General features: G+C 72.7%; 21 protein-coding genes. 5 read left to right on the top strand and 16 right to left on the bottom strand.

Translation table 11 applies throughout. The features are described from left to right. Positions 1-56 precede the first annotated feature (56 nt). The gene (locus tag ACI8AG_RS17625; protein ID WP_456589198.1) at positions 57-1,838 is read right to left on the bottom strand and encodes a 3-hydroxyacyl-CoA dehydrogenase family protein; all 1,782 of its coding nucleotides are present in this window, start codon (positions 1,836-1,838) and stop codon (positions 57-59) included. 86 nt (positions 1,839-1,924) lie between these two features. Further along, complete coding sequence (gene nucS / locus ACI8AG_RS17620) at positions 1,925-2,596, bottom strand: endonuclease NucS (protein WP_456589199.1); 672 nt, start codon at positions 2,594-2,596, stop codon at positions 1,925-1,927. Positions 2,597-2,705: 109 nt separating this feature from the next. Between nucS and ACI8AG_RS17615 the strand changes: the two genes are divergently transcribed. Then, the gene (locus ACI8AG_RS17615; protein ID WP_456598036.1) at positions 2,706-3,923 is read left to right on the top strand and encodes a sensor domain-containing phosphodiesterase; all 1,218 of its coding nucleotides are present in this window, start codon (positions 2,706-2,708) and stop codon (positions 3,921-3,923) included. Between the two features lie 52 nt (positions 3,924-3,975). Continuing rightward, entirely contained in the window at positions 3,976-4,851 is an 876-nt protein-coding gene (locus ACI8AG_RS17610; protein WP_456598035.1) for a hypothetical protein, read from the top strand. 91 nt (positions 4,852-4,942) lie between these two features. Here the strand turns inward: ACI8AG_RS17610 and ACI8AG_RS17605 are convergent, their stop codons facing one another. Further along, entirely contained in the window at positions 4,943-6,289 is a 1,347-nt protein-coding gene (locus tag ACI8AG_RS17605; protein ID WP_456598034.1) for a dicarboxylate/amino acid:cation symporter, read from the bottom strand. A 195-nt stretch (positions 6,290-6,484) separates the two neighbouring features. Further along, complete coding sequence (locus ACI8AG_RS17600) at positions 6,485-7,255, bottom strand: enoyl-CoA hydratase-related protein (protein ID WP_456589203.1); 771 nt, start codon at positions 7,253-7,255, stop codon at positions 6,485-6,487. A gap of 68 nt (positions 7,256-7,323) precedes the next feature. On the opposite strand from ACI8AG_RS17600, the gene ACI8AG_RS17595 reads away from it, so the two are divergent. Continuing rightward, positions 7,324-8,118, top strand: a complete 795-nt coding sequence (locus tag ACI8AG_RS17595) for a YqjF family protein (protein WP_456598033.1) — start codon at positions 7,324-7,326, stop codon at positions 8,116-8,118. Here ACI8AG_RS17595 and ACI8AG_RS17590 read toward each other — a convergent pair. Continuing rightward, positions 8,048-10,066 (bottom strand): protein meaA, encoded by a 2,019-nt coding sequence (locus ACI8AG_RS17590; protein WP_456598032.1) that lies wholly within the window; start codon positions 10,064-10,066, stop codon positions 8,048-8,050. The genes ACI8AG_RS17595 and ACI8AG_RS17590 overlap by 71 nt on opposite strands. Positions 10,067-10,215: 149 nt before the next feature. On the opposite strand from ACI8AG_RS17590, the gene ACI8AG_RS17585 reads away from it, so the two are divergent. Next, positions 10,216-10,536 carry a hypothetical protein gene (locus tag ACI8AG_RS17585; RefSeq protein WP_456598031.1) on the top strand — a complete coding sequence of 107 codons (321 nt, stop codon included), beginning with the start codon at positions 10,216-10,218 and terminating at the stop codon, positions 10,534-10,536. An 8-nt stretch (positions 10,537-10,544) separates the two neighbouring features. Here ACI8AG_RS17585 and murA read toward each other — a convergent pair whose 3' ends face one another. Continuing rightward, positions 10,545-11,825 carry a UDP-N-acetylglucosamine 1-carboxyvinyltransferase gene (gene murA / locus ACI8AG_RS17580; protein ID WP_456598030.1) on the bottom strand — a complete coding sequence of 427 codons (1,281 nt, stop codon included), beginning with the start codon at positions 11,823-11,825 and terminating at the stop codon, positions 10,545-10,547. Positions 11,826-12,059: 234 nt separating this feature from the next. Here murA and ACI8AG_RS17575 point away from each other — a divergent pair, with 234 nt between their 5' ends. Then, complete coding sequence (locus tag ACI8AG_RS17575) at positions 12,060-12,671, top strand: cob(I)yrinic acid a,c-diamide adenosyltransferase (protein ID WP_456589208.1); 612 nt, start codon at positions 12,060-12,062, stop codon at positions 12,669-12,671. A gap of 9 nt (positions 12,672-12,680) precedes the next feature. Here ACI8AG_RS17575 and ACI8AG_RS17570 read toward each other — a convergent pair whose 3' ends face one another. The 10 genes from ACI8AG_RS17570 to ACI8AG_RS17525 all read right to left on the bottom strand — a co-directional run bounded on the left by ACI8AG_RS17570 (position 12,681) and on the right by ACI8AG_RS17525 (position 21,088). Continuing rightward, positions 12,681-13,082, bottom strand: a complete 402-nt coding sequence (locus tag ACI8AG_RS17570) for a DUF2550 domain-containing protein (protein WP_456589209.1) — start codon at positions 13,080-13,082, stop codon at positions 12,681-12,683. Between the two features lie 21 nt (positions 13,083-13,103). Beyond that, on the bottom strand, positions 13,104-13,481 hold the full coding sequence (locus tag ACI8AG_RS17565; RefSeq protein ID WP_456598029.1) for a F0F1 ATP synthase subunit epsilon: 378 nt from the start codon (positions 13,479-13,481) through the stop codon (positions 13,104-13,106). A 599-nt stretch (positions 13,482-14,080) separates the two neighbouring features. After that, the gene (gene atpD, locus ACI8AG_RS17560; RefSeq protein WP_456589211.1) at positions 14,081-15,523 is read right to left on the bottom strand and encodes a F0F1 ATP synthase subunit beta; all 1,443 of its coding nucleotides are present in this window, start codon (positions 15,521-15,523) and stop codon (positions 14,081-14,083) included. 49 nt (positions 15,524-15,572) lie between these two features. Next, entirely contained in the window at positions 15,573-16,544 is a 972-nt protein-coding gene (locus tag ACI8AG_RS17555) for a F0F1 ATP synthase subunit gamma (protein ID WP_456598028.1), read from the bottom strand. Between the two features lie 3 nt (positions 16,545-16,547). Continuing rightward, positions 16,548-18,185: a F0F1 ATP synthase subunit alpha gene (gene atpA, locus ACI8AG_RS17550; protein ID WP_456589213.1), complete on the bottom strand. Its 1,638-nt coding sequence runs from the start codon at positions 18,183-18,185 to the stop codon at positions 16,548-16,550. Positions 18,186-18,234: 49 nt separating this feature from the next. Next, complete coding sequence (locus tag ACI8AG_RS17545) at positions 18,235-19,107, bottom strand: F0F1 ATP synthase subunit delta (RefSeq protein ID WP_456598027.1); 873 nt, start codon at positions 19,105-19,107, stop codon at positions 18,235-18,237. Then, a complete protein-coding gene (locus tag ACI8AG_RS17540; protein WP_456598026.1) occupies positions 19,107-19,670 on the bottom strand; it encodes a F0F1 ATP synthase subunit B in 564 nt (187 codons plus the stop codon). Before ACI8AG_RS17540 ends, ACI8AG_RS17545 begins: the two co-directional genes overlap by 1 nt. 46 nt (positions 19,671-19,716) lie before the next feature. Next, positions 19,717-19,944, bottom strand: coding sequence for an ATP synthase F0 subunit C (gene atpE / locus ACI8AG_RS17535; protein ID WP_456598025.1), 228 nt, complete (start codon positions 19,942-19,944; stop codon positions 19,717-19,719). 104 nt (positions 19,945-20,048) lie between these two features. Continuing rightward, on the bottom strand, positions 20,049-20,876 hold the full coding sequence (gene atpB / locus ACI8AG_RS17530) for a F0F1 ATP synthase subunit A (protein WP_456598024.1): 828 nt from the start codon (positions 20,874-20,876) through the stop codon (positions 20,049-20,051). After that, positions 20,873-21,088 carry an AtpZ/AtpI family protein gene (locus ACI8AG_RS17525; RefSeq protein ID WP_456589217.1) on the bottom strand — a complete coding sequence of 72 codons (216 nt, stop codon included), beginning with the start codon at positions 21,086-21,088 and terminating at the stop codon, positions 20,873-20,875. Before ACI8AG_RS17525 ends, atpB begins: the two co-directional genes overlap by 4 nt. Between the last annotated feature and the right edge of the window lie 45 nt (positions 21,089-21,133).

The raw sequence follows: 21,133 nt of genomic DNA, 5'->3' as shown, positions 1-21,133 counted from the left end.
GCCGGCTCCCGACGCGCAGGTCGGGAGCCGGCCCGGGGACGGCGACGGGGCACGCGTCAGCGGCCGGCGTAGTCCCGGAAACCGCGACCGGTCTTGCGGCCGAGGTAGCCGGCGGTGACCAGGTGCTCGAGCAGCGGCGCCGGGGCGAAGCCGGGCTCCCGGAACTCGGTGTAGAGCTCCTTCTCGATCGCGAGGGAGACGTCGAGGCCCACGACGTCGAGCAGTTCGAACGGCCCCATCGGGTACCCGCAGCCGACCTTCATCGCGGCGTCGATGTCGTCGGCGGTGGCGTAGTGCGCCTCGAGCATCTTCACCGCGTCGTTCAGGTACGGGAAGAGCAGGGCGTTGACGATGAAGCCGGCCCGGTCGGTGCAGGAGACCGCGTGCTTGCCCAGCTGCGCCGACACCGCGTGGATGGTGGCGGCGACGTCCGGCGCGGTCGAGATCGTCGAGACCACCTCGACCAGCTTCATGACCTGGGCCGGGTTGAAGAAGTGCATGCCCACGACGTCGGCCGGACGGCCACTGGCCTTGGCGCACTCGATGACCGGGAGGCTCGAGGTGGTGGTGGCGAGCACCGCGCCGGGCTTGGCGATCTCGCCGAGGTTGGCGAACAGCGCCTCCTTGACCGGCAGCGACTCGACGACGGCCTCGATGACCAGGTCGCGGTCGGCGAGGTCGTCCAGCGAGGTCGTGCCGGTGACCCGGGCGAGGATCTCGTCGCGGGCGGCCTCCTCGAGGCGGCCCCGGACGACCTGCTTGTCCAGCGACTTGGCCAGCGCCTTCTGCACGGCCTCGACCTTCTCGGCCGCGCGGGCGACGAAGACGACGTCGTAGCCCCCCTTGGCGACGACCTCGATGATGCCGGTGGCCATCGTCCCCGAGCCGACGACGCCGACGGTCCGCACGTCGCGGGCGCCGGCCGCGGCCCCGCCGGGGGTCGGGGTCTGCGCGTCGGCGACGACCTCGGCCGAGCCGGGCTCGGCGTAGGTGTAGAAGCCCCGGCCGGACTTCCGGCCCAGCAGCCCGGCGGTCATCATCTGCTTGATCACCGGGCTGGGCGCGTGCAGCCGGTTCCGCGACTGCTTGTACATCGTGTCGAGGATCTCGTAGGCGGTGTCGATGCCGATGAGGTCCATCAGCGACAGCGGGCCCATGGGCAGGCCGCAGCCCAGGCGCATGGCCGCGTCGATGTCCTCGCGCGAGGCGTAGCGGTTCTCGTACATCGAGACGGCGTGGTTGAGGTAGCCGAACAGCAGCGCGTTGGCGATGAACCCGGCCTTGTCGCCGATGGTCACGTCGACCTTGCCCAGCCGGTCGGCGAGCGCCTCGACGGTCTCGACCACCTCGGGCTCGGTGACCACGGTGCGGACGACCTCGACCAGCTTCATGACCGGGGCCGGGTTGAAGAAGTGCATGCCGATGACCTTGCTCGGCCGGCCGGTGACCACGGACAGCTCGGTGACCGACAGGCTGGAGGTGTTGGTCGCCAGGATCGTGTCCGGCGGGCAGATCTTGTCCAGCTTGGCGAAGAGCTCCGCCTTGAGCTCCATCCGCTCGGGCACCGCCTCGATGACCAGCTCCGCGTTCGCGAGGTCCTCCAGCGAGGTGGTGAAGCGGATCCGCTCGAAGATGGCGTCCCGCTCGGCCGGGTCCAGCTTGCCGCGCGCCACGGCCCGGTCGGTGGACTGTTCCAGGTGGCCGCGGCCACGCGCCAGCGCCTCGTCACCGACCTCCACGGCGGTGACCGAGAGCCCCGCCCGCGCGAGCACCTCGGTGATGCCGGCACCCATGGTGCCCAGCCCCACGACGCCGACCTCGTTCAGTTCCCTGGCCACGTTGCCATCTCCCATCGCCGGTGATCGCGGGGAAGTCTCTCACCCCCGGATTCCGGTCGTGCGGGGGCTACCGCCCGGTAGCCGGATCAGAAGAGGCGCTGGGACGGGTCGTCGGTGCCCTTGAGGACGGCGTAGTCGACGGTGACGCACTCGATGCCCCGGTCCTGCGCCAGCACCCGGGCCTGCGGCTTGATCTCCTGCGCGGCGAAGACGCCCTTGACCGGGGCGAGCAGCGGGTCGCGGTTGAGCAGCTCCAGGTACCGGGTCAGCTGCTCCACGCCGTCGATCTCGCCGCGGCGCTTGATCTCCACCGCGACCACCCCACCGGCGGCGTCCCGGCAGAGCAGGTCCACCGGGCCGATCGCCGTCGGGTACTCGCGCCGCACCAGCGACCAGCCCTGGCCGAACGTCTCCACGTGCAGGGCCAGCAGCCGCTGCAGCTCGGCCTCCACGCCGTCCTTCTGCAGCCCGGGGTCGACGCCGAGGTCCTCGCTGTGGTCGTGCAGGACCTCCGCGATGTTGATGACCAGCTGCTCACCGGCCTTGTTCGTCACCGTCCACGTGCCCGCGCCGTCGGTCAGCGCCTCGTCCAGCCGGCACGGCGGGCTCATCCAGTTCAGCGGCTTGTAGGCGCGGTCGTCGGCGTGCACCGACACGGAGCCGTCCGCCTTGACCAGCAGCAGACGGGTCGCCATGGGGAGGTGGGCGGTGAGTCGACCGATGTAGTCGACGGAGCAGCGGGCGATGACCAGACGCACGGGCGACGAGGCTACCGCTCCTCGACCGGTCGCCGCGCCGGCGCCGAGTTCCGGAAAGAACCAGGACGAAATCGTGGTGACCTCCGCCACCGGCACTCAGAATGGGCGGGTGGGCGCAGCGGGAGCGATCGGTACCCGGGACGGGGAGCGCCTGGACGGCGACTGGGTGCACTGGCTGCTCGACGCCGCCCGCACCCGGCTGGGCATGGACGTCGCCTGGGTCTCGCTCTTCACCGAGGGTAGCCAGCTGATCACCTCCGCCACCGGCGACCTGGAGTCCATGAACGTGCAGGAGGGGATGACGGCCCCGCTGGAGGGCTCCTACTGCGTGCGGGTGCTCAGCGGCCAGCTCCCTCCCCTGGTCACCGGCGCCGCTCGCGATCCCCGGACGCGCGACCTGCCGGTGACCGGCGACCTGAACATCGGCTCCTACGTCGGCGCCCCGGTGCGGGGACACGATTCCCGGCCCATCGGGATGCTGTGCTGCGTGAGCCGCGACCCGGGCACGCAGCTGGACGGCGAGTCGGTGCGCACGGTCGAGCTGCTGGCCGACCTGATCAGCGATCACTTCCGACATGCCGGCGCAGCGGGCGGCCTCGACCTCGCCGCCCGCCGGGCCCGGGTACGTGCCTTCCTGGCGCGGGGCGCCGTCGAGATCCACCTCCAGCCGGTGGTCGACATGGTGACCGGCGCGATCGCCGGGCAGGAGGCCCTCGCCCGCTTCCCCGGGTGGGGCGGGGACGGGCCGGCGGCGCTGTTCGGCGAGGCCGCCGCCGTCGGGGTCGGCGTGGAGCTGGAGGAGGTCACGGTGCGCGCCGCGCTGGCCGAGGCCGGCCGGCTGCCCGGCGGGCTGACCCAAGCGGTGAACCTCTCGCCGGACGCCCTCCTGTGCCCGACCGTGGTCGACCTGCTGCTGGCCCACGCCGACTGCCCGCTGGCCGTGGAGATCACCGAGCACAGCCCGGTCGACGACTACGAGGCGGTCGTCGCCGTCACGACGCGGCTGCGCCGCACGGGCGTCGCGGTCAGCGTGGACGACGCCGGCGCCGGCTACTCGAGCCTCCGGCACATCCTGCGGCTCAACCCCGACGTCATCAAGCTCGACATCGGCCTGGTCATGGGGCTGCACACCGACCCCGCGCGCCAGGCCATGACCTCGGCCATGGTGACGTTCGCCCAGGAGACGGGGGCGCGGCTGGTGGCCGAGGGCGTCGAGCACGCCGCCGAGCGCGACGTCCTCGTCGCCCGCGGGGTCCGCTACGGGCAGGGGTACCTGTTCGGCCGGCCGCGGCCGGCGCGTGACGTGCTCGACCGGCTGCCCGCCTGAACAGGGACGGCCCGCGGGGAACCTCCCGGCCACCCCGACCCGTCCTCCCGGTATGAGCACCCGTCCCCTGCGCGTCACCGCCCTGCTGGTCCTGGCCCTGCTGCTCGGCGCCTGCGCCGACTCGGCCGGCGGCGGCGCCTCCGCCGAGGACCCGTCGCCCGCGGGCGGGGACGCGACCGTCGTGCTCCAGGTCGGCGAGGTCGGCGGCTTCACCACGCCGGCCCTGCTCGCCGGCCGGGTGCCGTCGGCGACCCTGTACACCGACGGCCGGCTGATCACCGACGGCCCTCAGATCGCCGTCTGGCCGGCGCCGGCGCTGCCCAACCTGCAGCTGTACCGGCTCGGTGACGGCGGGGTGCGCGACCTCGTCGAGCGGGCGGTGTCCGCCGGGGTGACCGAGACCGGCGACCTCGGCCAGCCGCCGGTCGCGGACATGACCAGCACGCGGTTCACCCTCCGCACCGACGGGGAGACGGTCACCCGCGAGGTCTACGCCCTGGGGGTGGGGTCGGACCCGCGAGGCGAGTTCGACACGGGGCTCACCGAGGAGCAGGCGGCCGCCCGGGCCCGGTTGGCCGAGCTGGCCGATGCGCTCCGCGACCCGGTCACGGCCCTGGGCGCGGACCGGGTGAGCGGGCCCGAGCCGTACCAGCCCGACGCCGTCGCCGCGGTGGCGACCCCCTACGTCGAGGTGGACCCCGCCCAGGCCGAGCAGCCGTGGCCGGGCCCGGAGCTCCCGGGCGAGCCGATCGGCCCGGGAATCACCTGCGTGACCGCCACCGGGGAGAAGGCGCGGGCGGTGCTCGACGCCGCGGCGGAGGCGAACGCCGCCACGCCCTGGGTCACCCCCGACGGTTCGCGGTGGTCGCTGGTGCTGCGGCCGCTGCTGCCGCACGAGTCCGGCTGCGCGGACCTGGGGCAGGCGTGACGACGGGCCCGGACCTCCGGAGAGGTCCGGGCCCGTCCCCCTGCAGGGCCCCGGCACGAGCGTTCGAGTGACGGGAGCAGGGGGTGTCTTCTCAGGCGATGGCGGGCTCGCGCAGGTCGGCGTCCACGCCGCCCCGCTCCTCGACCGGGGCCAGCGGGTCGATCGTCCGCGTCGAGCGGTAGCGCTCCAGGTCGAGGATGCCCTCCCGCTTGGCCACGATCGTGGGCACCAGCGCCTGGCCGGCCACGTTCACCGCGGTGCGCCCCATGTCCAGGATCGGGTCGACGGCCAGCAGCAGCCCCACGCCGGCCAGCGGCAGGCCGAGCGTGGAGAGGGTCAGCGTCAGCATGACCACCGCGCCGGTGACCCCCGCGGTGGCGGCGGAACCGATGACCGACACCAGCACGATGAGCAGGTAGTCGGTGAGGCCGAGGTCCACCCCGAAGAACTGGGCGACGAAGATCGCCGCCAGCGCGGGGTAGATCGCCGCGCAGCCGTCCATCTTCGTCGTCGCGCCGAGCGGTACGGCGAACGAGGCGTAGGACCGCGGGACGCCCAGGTTCTGCTCGGTCACCCGCTCGGTCACCGGCAGCGTGCCGATCGACGAGCGCGAGACGAAGGCCAGCTGGATGGCCGGCCAGGCTCCGGCGAACCACCGCAGCGGCGAGAGGCCGTGCAGGCGCAGGAGCACGGGGTAGACGACGAACAGCACCAGGGCCAGCCCCGCGTAGACCGCGCCGGCGAAGACCCCGAGCGAGCCGAGGGACTCCCAGCCGTAGCTGGCGACGGCGTTGCCGATCAGTCCGACGGTGCCCAGCGGCGCGAGCAGGATGACCCACCACAGCACCTTCTGCACGACCGCCAGCGCGGAGCGCACGAAGCCGAGGAACGGCTCGGCGGCCTCCCCCACCTTGAGCACCGCGATGCCGATCGCCGCGGCGATGACGATCAGCTGGAGGACGTTGAAGGACAGGGCGCCCTCGGCCGACGACTGCAGGCCGAGGATGTTGCCGGGCACGATGCCGTTCAGGAAGTCGAACCAGGAGCCGGTTCGCGTGGGGTCGGCCTGGGCCGTGGCGTCGACGGAGCTGTTGCGGCCGGGCTCGGTGATCAGCCCGAGCGCGATGCCGATGCCGACGGCGATCAGCGCGGTGATGGCGAACCAGAGCAGGGTCTGGCCGGCCAGCCTCGCCGCGTTCGACACCTGCTTGAGGTTGGCGATGCTGACGATCACCGCGGTGACGATCAGCGGGGGGACGAGGGTCTTCAGCAGCGTGACGAAGGTGCTGCCGATGGTCTGCAGGGTGCTGGTCAGCCAGTTGGGCGTTCCGTCGGCCACGGGGCCGAGGTCGCGGGCGACCAGCCCGAGCGCGATGCCGACCACGAGGCCCAGCAGTACCTGGGCCGCGAAGGGGACGCGGCGGAGACGAGCGAGCACGAGGGTGGTTCCGTTCTGGGGGGATGACCGGGCGGGCGGGACGGGGCGTCAGCCCCGACAGCGGTCCACGGTCACGCGGCCGAAGTCGACGGTGCGCCGCCGCGTCAGGCCCCAGATGTTCTGCACGGGGGGATCAGTCCTCCCGCGCCCCCGGGCATTCCGGCTGTGGCCGGGTTCACCCGCTCGGGTGCATCCCTAGTCCGGCCAGACCGGCCGCCGCTTCTCCAGGAACGCCGCCATCCCCTCGCGCGCGCCGGGCAGCTGGCTGGCCGCGGCCATGACCTCGATCGCGGTCGTGTACGCGTCCTGCTCCGGCCGGTCCAGCTGGGCGTACATCGTCTGCTTCCCCCACGCCTTGCTCGCCCGCGAGCCCCGGGTGGCCCGCTCCACCAGCTCGTCGACGGCGGCGTCCAGGTCGGCGTCGGGCACGACCCGGTTGACCAGCCCCCAGTCCAGCGCCGTCGCCGCGTCGATGACGTCACCGGTCAGCGCCAGCTCCATGGCTCGCTTGCGGCCGACGTTCCGAGCGATCGCGACCATCGGGGTGTGGCAGAACCAGCCGCCCTTGCCGCCGGGCGCGGCGAAGCCCGCGGACTCGGCGGCCACCGCCAGGTCGCACGAGGCCACGAGCTGGCAGCCGGCGGCCGTGGCCAGGGCGTGCACCCGCGCCACGACGACCTGCGGCACGTCCTGGATCGTCTGCATCAGCTCGGTGCACAGCCGAAGCAGGCTGCGCACCTCGGGCAGGGAGGCCCCGGCGACGTCGGCGAAGTCGTGGCCGGCGCTGAACACCGGCCCCTCCGCGCCGAGCACGATGCCCGCGGCGTCGCTTCCCCCCGCCTCGGTGACGGCGGCGAGCAGCTGCGTCAGGTGCTCGCGGGAGAGCGCGTTGCGCTTCGACGCGCGCGTCATCGTGATGCGGACGACGTCGCCGTCGCGCTCGACCCGGGGTGCACCGTCGGCCATGCCCGACCTCACCACGTCCGGGCGCGGTCGGCAACGACGATCGCGCTCCGAGCGGGGAAGCTGGGCCGGTGCCCGAGACCGAGCCGCTCAGCCCGACCGCCCCGCGACCGGCGGGCCGCACCGTGTTCACCCAGGGCTGGCGCGACGTCGCGTTCCTCCACTGGGCGGTGGACCCGGCGCGCGTCGCTCCCCTGCTGCCGGCCGGCACCCGCCCCGACGTGCTCGACGGCGCCACCTACGTCGGGCTGATCCCGTTCCGCATGCAGCGGATCGGGCTGCTCGGGGCGCCGGGCATCCCCTACCTCGGCTCGTTCGCCGAGACCAACGTCCGGCTCTACTCGGTCGACGAGCAGGGCCGCCGCGGCGTCGTCTTCCGGTCGCTGGACGCCGAACGCCTCGTTCCGGTGGTCACCGCCCGCTGGGCCGCTCGGCTGCCGTACGCGTGGTCGCGCATGCGGATCGAGCGCGCCGGCGACCGCCTGACCTACAGCTGCCGCCGGCGCTGGCCCGGGCCCGCCGGGGCCCACAGCAGCCTCACGCTGCAGGTGGGCAGCCGGCTGCTCCGGCCGGACCCGCTGGCGCTCTTCCTGACCGCCCGGTGGGGGCTGCACCGACCCGGACGGGGTGGCCCGGCCTACTGGCCCACCGAGCACCCCGCCTGGCCGCTGCACCGGGCGGAGCTCGTCGCCCTCGACGACACGCTGCTGCCCGCGGCGGGCCTGGGCGACGTCTCGGCCCCGCCCGACAGCGTGCTGTTCTCCCCGGGCGTCGACGTCCGCTTCGGCCCGGTGGTCAGGCCGGCGCGGGCACCAGGTCGGGCAGACCGTTCGCCTCGCGGACCACGTCGACGACCTGGCCCATGATGTCGTTCAGGCCGAAGTCCTTGGGCGTGAAGACCCGGGCGACGCCCTGCTCCCGCAGCCGCCGGGCGTCGCTGTCGGGGATGATCCCGCCGACCACGACCGGGACGTCGTCCAGCCCGGCGTCCCGGAGCCCCTGCAGCACCGCCGGGACCACCTGCAGGTGGGAGCCCGAGAGCACCGACAGGCCGACCACGTGCACGTCCTCCTCCACGGCGGCGCTCACGATCTGCGCCGGCGTGAGCCGGATGCCCTGGTAGATGACCTCGAACCCGGCGTCGCGGGCCCGCACGGCGATCTGCTCGGCGCCGTTGGAGTGGCCGTCCAGGCCGGGCTTGCCGACCAGGAAGCGCAGCCGCCCGCCCAGCTCCTCGCCGGTGGCCCGGACCCGCTCGCGCACCGCGGTGAGGCTCTCGTCGGCCTCTCCCCCACCGGTGGCGGCCGCGACGCCGGTGGGCGCGCGGTACTCGCCGAACACCTCGCGCAGCACGCCGGCCCACTCCCCCGTGGTCACGCCGGCGCGGGCGCAGGCGAGGGTCGCGGGCATGAGGTTGACGTCGGAAGACGCCGCCTCGCGCAGCGCCCCCAGGGCCGCGCGCACCGGCTCGGGGTCACGGTCGGCACGCCACTTCCGCACCGCCTCGCACGCGGCGGCCTCGACGGCCGGGTCCACGACCATGATCGCGGTGTCGAGGTCGGCGGTGAGCGGGTTGGGCTCGGTCGTGTCGAACCGGTTGACGCCCACGACGACGTCCTCACCACTCTCCATCCGCCGCCGGCGCTCGGCCAGCGAGGCGACCAGCTCGCCCTTCATGTAGCCGGACTCGACGGCGGCCACGGCCCCGCCCATCTCCTGCACGCGGGCGATCTCGGCCCGGGCGCCCTCGACGAGCTCGGCCACCTTCTTCTCGACGACGACCGAGCCGGTGAACAGGTCCTCGTACTCGAGCAGGTCGGTCTCGTAGGCGAGCACCTGCTGGAGGCGCAGCGACCACTGCTGGTCCCACGGCCGGGGCAGGCCGAGCGCCTCGTTCCAGGCCGGCAGCTGCACGGCGCGGGCGCGGGCGTCCTTGGACAGGGTCACGGCGAGCATCTCCAGCACGATGCGCTGGACGTTGTTCTCCGGCTGCGCCTCGGTCAGGCCGAGGGAGTTGACCTGCACCCCGTACCGGAAGCGCCGGTGCTTGGGGTCCTGGACGCCGTAGCGCTCCTCCGTCAGCTCGTCCCAGAGCTGGGTGAAGGCCCGCATCTTGCACATCTCCTCGACGAAGCGGACGCCCGCGTTGACGAAGAAGGAGATGCGGGCGACGACCTCGCCGAAGCGCTCCTGCGGCACCTGGCCGGAGTCGCGGACCGAGTCCAGGACCGCGATCGCGGTGCTCATCGCGTAGGCGATCTCCTGCACCGGCGTGGCCCCGGCCTCCTGCAGGTGGTAGCTGCAGATGTTGACCGGGTTCCACTTCGGCATCGTCGTGACCGTGTAGGCGACCATGTCGGTGATCAGCCGCATCGACGGCGCCGGCGGGAAGACGTAGGTCCCCCGCGACAGGTACTCCTTGATGATGTCGTTCTGCGTCGTCCCCGCCAGCTTGGTGACGTCGTGCCCGTGCTCCTCGGCGACCGCCTGGTAGAGCGCGAGCAGCCACATGGCGGTGGCGTTGATCGTCATCGACGTGTTCATCTCGTCGAGCGGGATGCCGTCGAAGAGCGCGCGCATGTCACCGATGTGCGTGACCGGCACGCCGACCTTCCCGACCTCCCCGCGGGCGAGCTCGTCGTCGGGGTCGTAGCCGGTCTGCGTCGGCAGGTCGAAGGCGACCGAGAGGCCGGTCTGCCCCTTCGCCAGGTTGCGGCGGTAGAGGGCGTTGGACTCGGCCGGCGAGGAGTGGCCGGCGTAGGTGCGCATGACCCAGGGGCGGTCGCGCTCGTTCGGCGTCTGCGGGAACGGCATGCCAGCGGAGTGTAGGGCTGTTACCCGCGAGTAGCAGCCCCGCGCCCCGACGTGTGCAGTGGCACACTCGTCCGGCGGAAGCACCTCGTGCCCCCGGGCACTCGCTCCGCCCGGGCCACGCCCCGGCACGAGGGCCGCAGGGAGGTCCGGTGGAGGTGGGGAGCCTGCCCCTCGAGCTGGGTCCGGTGGTCGCGCTAGCCGTGGTCGCGGTGCTGGCGCTGTTCACCCGGTGGGCCTCCGGCGGCGATCCGGCCGGGGGCCGGCGCGCCGGCGCACCCGACGACGGGCTCCTCACCCGCGTGGCCACGCTGACCCACCGCGAATCGGCCCTCGCGCTGCGGGCGCTGCTGTCCGACGCCGGCATCCGCTCCACCGTGCGCTACCCGGCGGCCCACCGCGCCGAGGTGCTGGTGTTCCCGGAGGACGCCGAGCGCGCCCGGTCGCTGGCCGCCTCGTTCGGCGACGCCTGAGCTCGCCGCTAGTCCGGTCGCTCCGTGCGCCGCACCACGGCGCCGAGGGCGCACAGCTGGTCGACGAAGTCGGGGTAGCCGCGGTCGACGTGGTGCACGTCCTGCACCTCGGTGATGCCGTCGGAGCACAGGCCGGCGAGCACGAGCCCGGCACCGGCGCGGATGTCGGTGGCCAGCACCGGCGCGCTGGAGAACCGCTCGCGGCCGCGGACGACGGCGTGGTGCCCGTCGATCCGGACGTCGGCGCCCAGCCGCACCAGCTCGTTGACGAACATGAAGCGGCCCTCGAACACGTTCTCAGTGATCAGGGCCGTGCCGGTGGAGACGGCGGCCAGCGCCACCGCCATCGGCTGCAGGTCGGTGGGGAAGCCGGGGAAGGGCAGGGTGACGACGTCGACGCAGCGGGGCCGGTCGGCCATCGCGACGCGGATGGCACCGGGCAGCGCCTCGACGGTGGCGCCGGCGTCGGTCAGCTTGTCCAGGGCCACGGTGAGGTGCTCGGCGACGCCGCGCTCGATGACGACGTCGCCGCGGGTCATCACCGCCCCGATCGCCCAGGTGCCGGTCACGATCCGGTCGGGCACGGTCGTGTACTCGACGGGGCGCAGGGAGTCGACGCCCTCGACGGTGATGGTGGAGGTGCCGGCGCCGTCGATGCGCGCGCCCATCTCGCAGAGCATCCGGCAGAGATCCACGATCTCGGGCTCGCGCGCTGCGTTGTCGACGACGGTCGTGCCCTGCGCGAGCACCGCCGCCATCACCAGGTTCTCCGTGGCCCCGACCGACGGGAAGTCCAGCCAGATCGACGTCCCGGTGAGCTGGGGCGCCGTCGCGACGAGGAAGCCGTGCTCGCTGACGATGGTGGCGCCGAGCCGCTCCAGGCCGGAGATGTGCATGTCCAGCCCGCGGGAACCGATGGCGTCACCACCCGGCAGAGCCACCCGCGCGCTGCCGCAGCGGGCGACGAGCGGGCCCAGGACGCTGATCGAGGCGCGCATGCGGCGCACCAGGTCGTAGTCGGTCTCGGTCGACGGCCGGTCCGGGACGTCGATCGTCAGGCGGCCACCGCCGCCGCTGCCGGGCGTGCGCTCGTAGGAGACCGCGCAGCCCAGGCGGCGCAGCACCTCGCTCATGATGGCCACGTCGAGGATGTCGGGCACCTCGTCGATGGTCGAGCGCCCGGCGGCCAGCAGCGCGGCCGCCATGAGCTTCAACGCGCTGTTCTTGGCACCGGTGACCCGCACCCGGCCCGCGAGCCTCGCTCCCCCGGTCACCTCGAAGCACTCCACCGGCCCACCCTACGGCGGCCCGGCTGCAGGGCCCCACCGCGAGCCCGGCGACGTGCTGGAACGGCTTTCTCCTGCAGGGACCCGCGCCGAGCGCCGGTGACGTGCTGGAACGGCCCTCCTGCAGGGACCCGCGCCGAGCGCCGGTGACGTGCTGGAACGGCCCTCCTGCAGGGACCCGCGCCGAGCGCCAGCGAGGGGTGGGGGGCAGGAGGGTCCTTCTCCTAGGCTGCGGGCATGACTGTCCGGCTCACCCGCATCTACACGAAGACCGGCGATGCCGGTCAGACGCACCTGGGCGACATGAGCCGGGTGGCCAAGACCGATCCCCGGCTGGTCGCCTACGCCGACGTCGACGAGGCCAACAGCGCGATCGGCGTGGCGCTGGCCCTTGGCGCCCCGGGAGCAGAGCTGGCCGAACTCCTGCGCAGCATCCAGAACGACCTGTTCGACGTGGGCGCGGACCTGTGCACGCCGATCGTGGCGGAGCCGCAATACCCGCCGCTGCGGGTGACGGCCGCCTACACCGAGCGGCTCGAGGCGGCGTGCGACACCTACAACGAGACGCTCCCGAAGCTCGACAGCTTCATCCTGCCCGGCGGTACCCCGCTGGCCGCGCTGCTCCACCAGGTACGGGTGGTGGTGCGCCGGGCCGAGCGCAGCGTCTGGGCGCTCCTGGAGAGCGACGCCGAGCGCACCAACCCCGAGACCGCGCGCTACCTGAACCGCCTGTCGGACCTGGTGTTCATCCTCGGCCGGGTGGCCAACCCCGAGGGCGACATCCTGTGGGAGCCCGGGGCGCACAGCGGCGTGCACGCCCAGCGCCGCGCTGCCTCGCGGGAGGACTGAGCCGGCCGCTCAGCTACCGGGGGGCGCCGACTCCACCCAGGACAGGAAGCCGGTCACCGTGGAGCGGTCCATGGCCAGCTCCCGGCGCCCCTGCGCGGTGCTGCACGACAGCACGTGGACGTCGGCGGGCAGCGCGAGATCCTCGCGTCCCGCCGGTCGCTGGGCGAGCACGCGGAACCCGGCCCGGGTGAGCCGCTGCTGCGGGCGCACGGAGAGCGAGAGGGCCCGATACCAGAGCAGGGCGTCGCCGCCGTACCAGGCGACACCCACCGACCAGCGCGGCGTCCCCTCGGGGCGCAGCCACATGGTGACCGCGCCGAGCCCCGAGAGCAGGAACCGGCGGCGCAGCAGGAAGACCACGACGACGAGCAGCAGCAGGACGCCGATCAGCACCCACAGGGCGGTGGTCATCCCGCGCGCTCGCCGGTCGGGTCAGTCGCCCTGGCCGGCCGCCCTCAACCGCGACTGCGCGCGGCGCGCGGCCGAGGAGTCCCCGTCGCTCTCGGCGCGCCGCAGCGCCTCGCGAGCGCGCTCCACGTCGATCTCCGAGGAGATCTCCGCCGTCTCGGCCAGGATGGAGACACCCCGCTCGGTGACGGAGAGGAAGCCACCGTGGGCGGCGATCACCATGTCCTCGCCCGACTCGGTGCGGATCGTGACGACGCCGCCGTCCGCCAGCTGGCCGAGCAGAGGCGCGTGGCCGGGCAGGACACCGAGCTCGCCCTCGGTGGTGCGGGCGATGACGCGCGTGGCCTCGCCCGACCAGATCTTGCGCTCGACGGCCACCAACTCGACCTGCAGGGTCGCCACGACACTCCTCGGGGTCCACCTCTCCACCGGGGAAGAGGTGCGCTGCGGTTCGTGCTCCGCCGGCCCGGGCGGGACGGCGGACGATGCGGCCACTGTACCGGCGTGTCGCGCGTGGCCCCCGCCCAGGGCCTGCCCGGACCGCGGGCCCGCGAGCGGTGAGGGCAGAGGCGTCCTTCCTCAGGCGGCGCGACGGTAGAGCAGCGTCCAGCGGCCGACGCGCACCCACGGGTGCCGGACGCAGCTGGCCGCCGCCCAGCGCTCGGTGTCGAAGTCCGCGATCCGCCGGTCCACCGGCGCGCACGGCGGCCAGGTCCAGTCGGGAGCACTCCGACTCCCGGACGGCAGTAGCGCCCTGTCCCGTTCCACGTCGCCCCTCGTGCCGGCGCCCGTCTCCCGGGCGCGCCTGCGGGCATGGTCGGCAGGTGCGCGGCCTCTCCGCAGACCCCGGAGCGCAGAACCACCCGATCGGGCGATCCCCACCTCCGGAACGCCGACGGCCGGGCCCCTCTCGGGAACCCGGCCGTCGGGACGTACTGGATCGGTCCCGCTGCAGGGCCCCACGCCGCGCGGAGCGTGGCGTGGGGGGCAGCGGGATCCTTTTACTTCCGGAGCTTCGCGGCGTTCTTCTCGAGGTCCTCGAGACCACCGCACATGAAGAAGGCCTGCTCCGGGACGTTGTCGTACTCGCCCTCGGTGATCGCCTTGAACGCCTGGAGCGTCTCCGCCAGCGGCACGAACGAGCCCGGCTGACCGGTGAAGGCCTCGGCCACGAACATGTTCTGCGAGAGGAAGCGCTCGACGCGCCGGGCCCGCTGGACGGTGACCTTGTCCTCCTCGGAGAGCTCGTCGATGCCGAGGATGGCGATGATGTCCTGCAGCTCCTGGTAGCGCTGCAGCACCTGCTTCACGGTCTGGGCGATCTCGTAGTGCTCCGAGCCCACGTACTGCGGGTCGAGGATCCGGCTGGTGGAGTCCAGCGGGTCCACGGCCGGGTAGATGCCCTTCTCCGAGATCGGCCGCGAGAGCACGGTCGTCGCGTCGAGGTGGGCGAACGTGGTGTGCGGCGCCGGGTCGGTGATGTCGTCGGCGGGCACGTAGATCGCCTGCATGGAGGTGATCGACCGGCCACGTGTCGAGGTGATCCGCTCCTGCAGCTGACCCATCTCGTCGGCGAGGGTCGGCTGGTAGCCCACGGCCGAGGGCATGCGGCCCAGCAGCGTGGAGACCTCGGACCCGGCCTGGGTGAACCGGAAGATGTTGTCGATGAACAGCAGGACGTCCTGGTTCATCTCGTCGCGGAAGTACTCCGCCATCGTCAGCGCGGAGAGCGCGACGCGCAGCCGGGTGCCCGGCGGCTCGTCCATCTGCCCGAACACCAGCGCGGTGGACTCGATGACGCCGGACTCGGTCATCTCGGTGATGAGGTCGTTGCCCTCACGGGTGCGCTCGCCGACGCCGGCGAACACCGACACACCACCGAACTCCTGGGCGACGCGGCGGATCATCTCCTGGATGAGGACGGTCTTCCCCACCCCGGCGCCGCCGAACAGGCCGATCTTCCCGCCCGCCACGTACGGCGTGAGCAGGTCGATGACCTTGATGCCGGTCTCCAGCATCTCGGTGCGGCCCTCGAGCTGGTCGAACCGCGGTGCGCTCCGGTGGATCGACCAGCGCAGGGCGTCCGCGGCGTAGCCGGGCGTGTCGAGGCACTCGCCCAGGGCGTTGAAGACGTGCCCGGTGACCACCTCGCCGACCGGGACCATGATCGGGTTCCCGGTGTCGGTGACCTCGGCGCCCCGGACGAGCCCGTCGGTCGGCGCCATCGAGATGGTGCGGACGACGTTCTCACCCAGGTGCTGGGCGACCTCGAGGGTCAGCGTCTTGCCGAGGTCGGCGAGCGTGACGTCGACCTTCAGGGCGTTGTACAGGTCGGGCATCGCGTCGCGCGGGAACTCGACGTCGACGACCGGCCCGGTGACCCGCACGACCCGGCCGGTGCCGGTGGTCTGCGAGGTGGTCGGACGGTCCTCGGTGACGGTCATCTGTACTGCTCTCCTGCCCTGGGGCTCGGGTGTCTGCTGTTCGGTGGGGTCAGTCGTTGGCGCCGGAGGAGACCAGCGCGTCGGCGCCGCCGACGATCTCGCTGATCTCCTGCGTGATCTCCGCCTGGCGCGCCTGGTTGGCCTGCCGGGACAGGTTCTTCGCCAGCTCCTCGGCGTTGTCCGAGGCCGACTTCATGGCCCGGCGACGCGAGGCGGACTCGGAGGCGGCCGCCTCCAGCATCGCTGCGTAGATGCGCGTGGTGATGTACTTCGGCAGGAGGGCGTCGAGCAGCCCCTCGGCCGAGGGCTCGAACTCGTACGACGTCGGGATGCCGGTGTCGCCGGCCCCGCCGGACGCCCGCTCCTCCCGCTCGTAGTCGAACTCGTCGACCTGCTCGACCTCCAGCGGAGCCATCCGCCGGGCGACCGGGACCTGCGAGAGCAGCGACCGGAACTCGGTGTAGACGATGTGCAGCTCGTCCACGCCCTGGACGCCGTCGGCGCCGGCCCCGGACTCGTCGTCGTCCTCACCTGCGGTGAAGGCGTCGATGAGGACGCGACCGACCTCCTGGGCGTCGGCGTAGCCCGGCTGCTCCGAGAACCCGGTGAAGGTGCCGGCCGTCGGGCGGTCGCGGAAGGAGTAGTAGGTCTCCCCCTTCCGGCCGACGACGTACAGCACCGGCTCCTTGCCCTCCTGCCGCAGCAGGGCGAGCAGCTCCTCGGTCCGCCGCAGCACGTTGACGTTGTAGGACCCGGCGAACCCGCGGTCGGAGGTGATGACCAGGACCGCCGCCCGGCGCGGGTTCTCCCGCTCGGTCAGCAGCGGGTGGTCCAGCGACGCCGAGGACGCCAGCGCCGACAGCACGCGCGTGATCTCCCGGGCGTAGGGCTTGGACGCCTCCACCCGGGCCTGGGCGCGCACGATGCGGGCACCGGCGATCAGCTCCTGGGCCGAGAAGATCTTCTTCGTCGACTGGGTGGAGCGGATGCGGCGCCGCAGCGCGCGGAGAGAAGCGGCCATGGGTCAGCTGCCCCGCTTGACCTGGACGCGCTCCTGGCCCCGCTCCGAGGCGTCCATGGCCTCGGCCTCGGGCTCGTTGCCCGCGAGCGACTGCCCTTCGGAGGTGGTGAACTGCCCGTAGAAGGTCTCCACCGCCCGCTCGAGGCTGGCGACGGCGTCGTCCTCCAGCTTCTTCGTCTGGCGGATCGACTCGAAGACGGCGTTGTCACCGCGGCCGACGAACTCCAGGAACTCGGACTCGAAGCGGCGCACGTCGGCGACCGGGACGCGGTCGAGCTTGCCGGTCGTACCCAGCCACAGCGACACGACCTCGCGCTCCACCGGGTACGGCGAGTACTGGCCCTGCTTGAGCAGCTCGACCAGACGCTGACCGCGCTCCAGGGTGGCCCGGCTGGAGGCGTCCAGGTCGGAGGAGAACGAGGCGAACGCCTCGAGCTCGCGGTACTGCGCGAGGTCCAGGCGCAGCCGGCCGGCGACCGACTTCATCGCCTTGATCTGCGCGGAGCCGCCGACGCGGGACACCGAGATGCCGACGTTGATGGCGGGGCGGACACCGGAGTTGAACAGACCCGTCTCGAGGAAGATCTGGCCGTCGGTGATCGAGATGACGTTGGTCGGGATGTACGCCGACACGTCGTTGCCCTTGGTCTCCACGATGGGCAGACCCGTCATGGAGCCACCGCCGAGCTCGTCGGAGAGCTTGGCGCAGCGCTCCAGCAGCCGGGAGTGGAGGTAGAAGACGTCACCCGGGTACGCCTCGCGGCCCGGCGGGCGGCGCAGCAGCAGGGAGACGGCGCGGTAGGCCTCGGCCTGGCGGGACAGGTCGTCGAAGACGATCAGGACGTGCTTGCCCTCGTACATCCAGTGCTGGCCGATGGCCGAGCCGGTGTAGGGGGCGATGTACTTCACGCCGGCGGCCTCCGAGGCGGGGGCGGCGACGATCGTCGTGTACTCCAGCGCGCCGGCGTCCTCGAGGGCCGCGCGGATGGAGGCGATCGTCGAGCCCTTCTGGCCGACGGCGACGTAGATGCAGCGGACCTGCTGCTTCGGGTCGCCGGTCGCCCAGGCCTGGCGCTGGTTGATGATGGTGTCGATCGCGATCGCCGTCCGGCCGGTCTGCCGGTCACCGATGATCAGCTGCCGCTGCCCCCGGCCGATCGGCGTCATGGCGTCGATGGCCTTGATGCCGGTCTGCATCGGCTCGTGCACCGACTGCCGCTGCACCACGGTCGGCGCCTGCAGCTCCAGGGCGCGCCGGCCGGTGGTGGCGATCGGGCCGGCACCGTCGATCGGGTTGCCGAGCGAGTCGACCACGCGCCCGAGGTAGCCGTCACCGACGGGGACGGAGAGGACCTCCCCGGTCCGGCGGACCTGCTGCCCCTCCTCGATCCCGGCGAAGTCACCCAGGACGACGACACCGATCTGGCGGGTGTCCAGGTTCAGCGCCAGGCCGCGGACGCCGCTCTCGAACTCGAGCAGCTCGTTGGTCATGACCGAGGGCAGGCCCTCGACCCGGGCGATGCCGTCGCCGGCCTCGGTGACGATCCCGACCTCTTCGCGGGACACGTCAGGCGAGTACTCGGTGACGTAGTTCTGGATGGCACTGCGGATCTCGTCTGCGGAGATCGTCAGCTCGGCCATGGCGTGGAGTCCTCTTCCCTGCGGGGTCGTGATCAGTGGTGGTGGGCGGTCAGCCGGCGAGCTGCCGTCGGGCGGCTTCCAGCCGATGCGCGATGCTGCCGTCGATGACCTCGTCGCCCACCTGGACGAGGAGGCCGCCGAGCACCGTCGGGTCGACGGTGACCTGCAGCCCGATGGTCCGCCCGTACAGGCGGCCGAGCACCTCGCTCAGCCGCTGTTCCTGGGCGGCGGTGAGCGGCACCGCCGTCGTCACCCGGGCGACCGACTGACCACGACGGCGGCTGGCAGCCTCGGAGAGCCGCTCGACGGCCACCGCGGCCTGACCGACGTGCGAGCCGGTCAGGACGTTGCGGAGCAGCAGCTCGGTGACCGGGCTGACCCGGCCGGACAGCAACCGCTCGAGCAGCTCCCCCTTGCCCTGCGGGGAGGCGCTCCGGTCGCTGAGGATGCGCGAGAGCTCGCGGTCGCCCGAGACGATCCGGCCGAAGCGGAAGAGCTCGTCCTCCACGTCGTCCAGCTCACCCCGGACGTCGGCGGCGTCCAGCGCTGCCTCGGTCGCCAGGTTCTCGGCGGCCTCGACCAGGTCCAGGGGACGCGACCAGCGCTGCCGCACGCTGACCCCGAGCAGGTCGAGCGCGACCGGGGAGAGGCGGTCGGCGAACAGCCGCTGCACCAGGGCGGCCCGCTCCTCCGGCTTGCCCGCGGGGTCGGACAGCGCCCGCCGCAGCGACGGCTGCGCCTGGAGCAGTCGCGCGACCGAGAACAGCTCACCGGCCAGCGTGAGCAGGTCCTCGGCGGAGGTGGCCCGCGCCTGACCGGTGATCCGGTCGCGCGCACGGCCGAGGAGCCCCGAGGGGTCCCGGGTCAGCTCGGCCAGTCGCTCCCGGGCCACGAGGAGCGCGGCGCGGCTCGAGGCCTCCATCAGCGCGCGCTCTCGGCGGTCGCGCCGCCACGCCGACCGGTCCCGACCATGCCGTCGAGCTGGTCGAGGAAGCGGTCGACGGTGCCCTGCCGGCGCGCCTCGTCGGCGAGGGATTCCCCGACGACCCGGCCGGCGAGCTCGACGGCGAGAGCACCGATCTGGCCGCGCAGCTCGTGCACGACCTGCTGGCGCGAGGCGGCGATCTGCTCCTCGCCACGCGCCACGATCCGCGCCGACTCCTCCTGCGCCTGCACCCGCAGCTCCTCGAGGATCTGCTGGCCCTCGGCGCGGGCCTGGTCCCGGATCTGCGCGGCCTCGGTGCGCGCCTCCGCCAGCTGCGCCCGGTACTGCTCGAGCGCCGCCTTCGCCTCGGCCTGCATGGCCTCGGCGCGCTCGATGCCGCCCTCGATCGCCTCGCGGCGGGCCTGGAAGGCCTGCTCGAAGCGGGGCGCGACGAACTTGGCGATCACGAACAGCAGGATCAGGAAGGCGATCAGCCCGATGATGATCTCGCCGAGCGGCGGGAGGAGCGGATTCGGGCTCTCCGCAGCCAGGATGCTCATGCTCTCAGTGTCCCGTCTGGAGTGGGTGTCCTACCGATGGTGCAGGTCACTGGCCGTAGACGAGGGGGGCGACGAAGCCGATGAGCGCCAGCGCCTCGGCGAGGGCGAAGCCGAGGAAGGCGTAGGTACGGGTGAGGCCGGCCGACTCGGGCTGGCGGGCGGTCGCCTGGATGTAGGCGGCCCAGACCAGGCCGACACCGATGCCGGGGCCGATCGTGGCGATGCCGTAGCCGACCGAGCCGATGCTGCCGGTCAGTTCTGCCAGAACGTCCATTGCGGGTGGTCCTCCTGTGTCGGTCGCCCGGTAGGTACCGGGCGGCTGGCGGGATCGTGCGGGTGGTGCAGATCAGGGGGCGACGGGGGCGGTCACCGTGGTGCTCAGTGCGCGGCCTCGACGGAACCGTTGAGGTACGTGCCCATCAGCATCGTGAAGACGTAGGCCTGCAGGAAGATGATCAGCAGCTCGAAGAACGTCATCACGATCGCCATGAGCGCCGACAGCGGGCCGAAGACGGCCGAGAAGTTGCCCACCGTGAACAGGTAGGTGGCGCCCAGCGCGAAGGTGACCAGCAGCATGTGGCCGGCGAAGAGGTTGGCGAAGAGCCGGATCGCCAGGGTGAACGGCCGCACGATGAAGTTCTGCAGGATCTCCAGCGGCGTCACCAGGATGTAGGCCGCCTTGGGCACACCCGGCAGGAACATGATGTCGCGGAAGTACGGCCACAGGCCCTGGTTCTTGATGCCTACCGCGATGTAGACGGCCCAGCAGATGAGCGCCAGCACGAGCGGGAAGGCGAACCGCGCCATGGGCGAGATCTGGATGCCGGGGATGATCGCCAGCAGGTTGTTGGCCAGGATGAAGAAGAACAGCGAGGCCAGGAAGGGTGCGAACGGCAGCCCCTTGGGGCCGACCACGTCGCGGGCGATGCCGTCGCGCACCAGTGAGTAGCCCGACTCGCCGATGAACTGCAGCCGGCCGGGGACGATCGCCGCCTTGCGCGCCGACAGCACCAGGAAGACCAGCATCGCGGCGGTGGCCAGCCACATCGCCAGGATGATCCGGTCGAAGTCGAACTGGATGCCGAGCAACGAGAAGCCGAAGAGGGTCTCGGGGAAGAACTCGCCGATCCCCGGGGGCGTGAAACCGCCGCCGGGATCGCTCTCCACAGCGAGCACGCCGCTGAGCGCGGAAGCGCTGGAGGTCACCTTCGTCCCTTCTGCGTCCTGCCGGGCGGGCTTCGTCGCCCGCCCTGGGTGCTGCTGGCCTCCTCCGACCCGGGGAGCGGGTCGAAGGCCCCGAACTTCACGGCGACCACGTAGATGGCAACCGCGACTCCGAGAAGGATGCCCACCGGCAGGAAGAACCGCGTCTCCAGCCACCGGTCGAGCACCCACCCGACCCCGCCCCACACGGCCATCCCGGAGAGGATCGTCCCGGTGACCGCCCAGCCAGCGTCCGCCCC

This window comes from Blastococcus sp. SYSU DS0552 (assembly GCF_054050815.1).
This window is presented reverse-complemented; position numbering and strand designations above follow the sequence as displayed.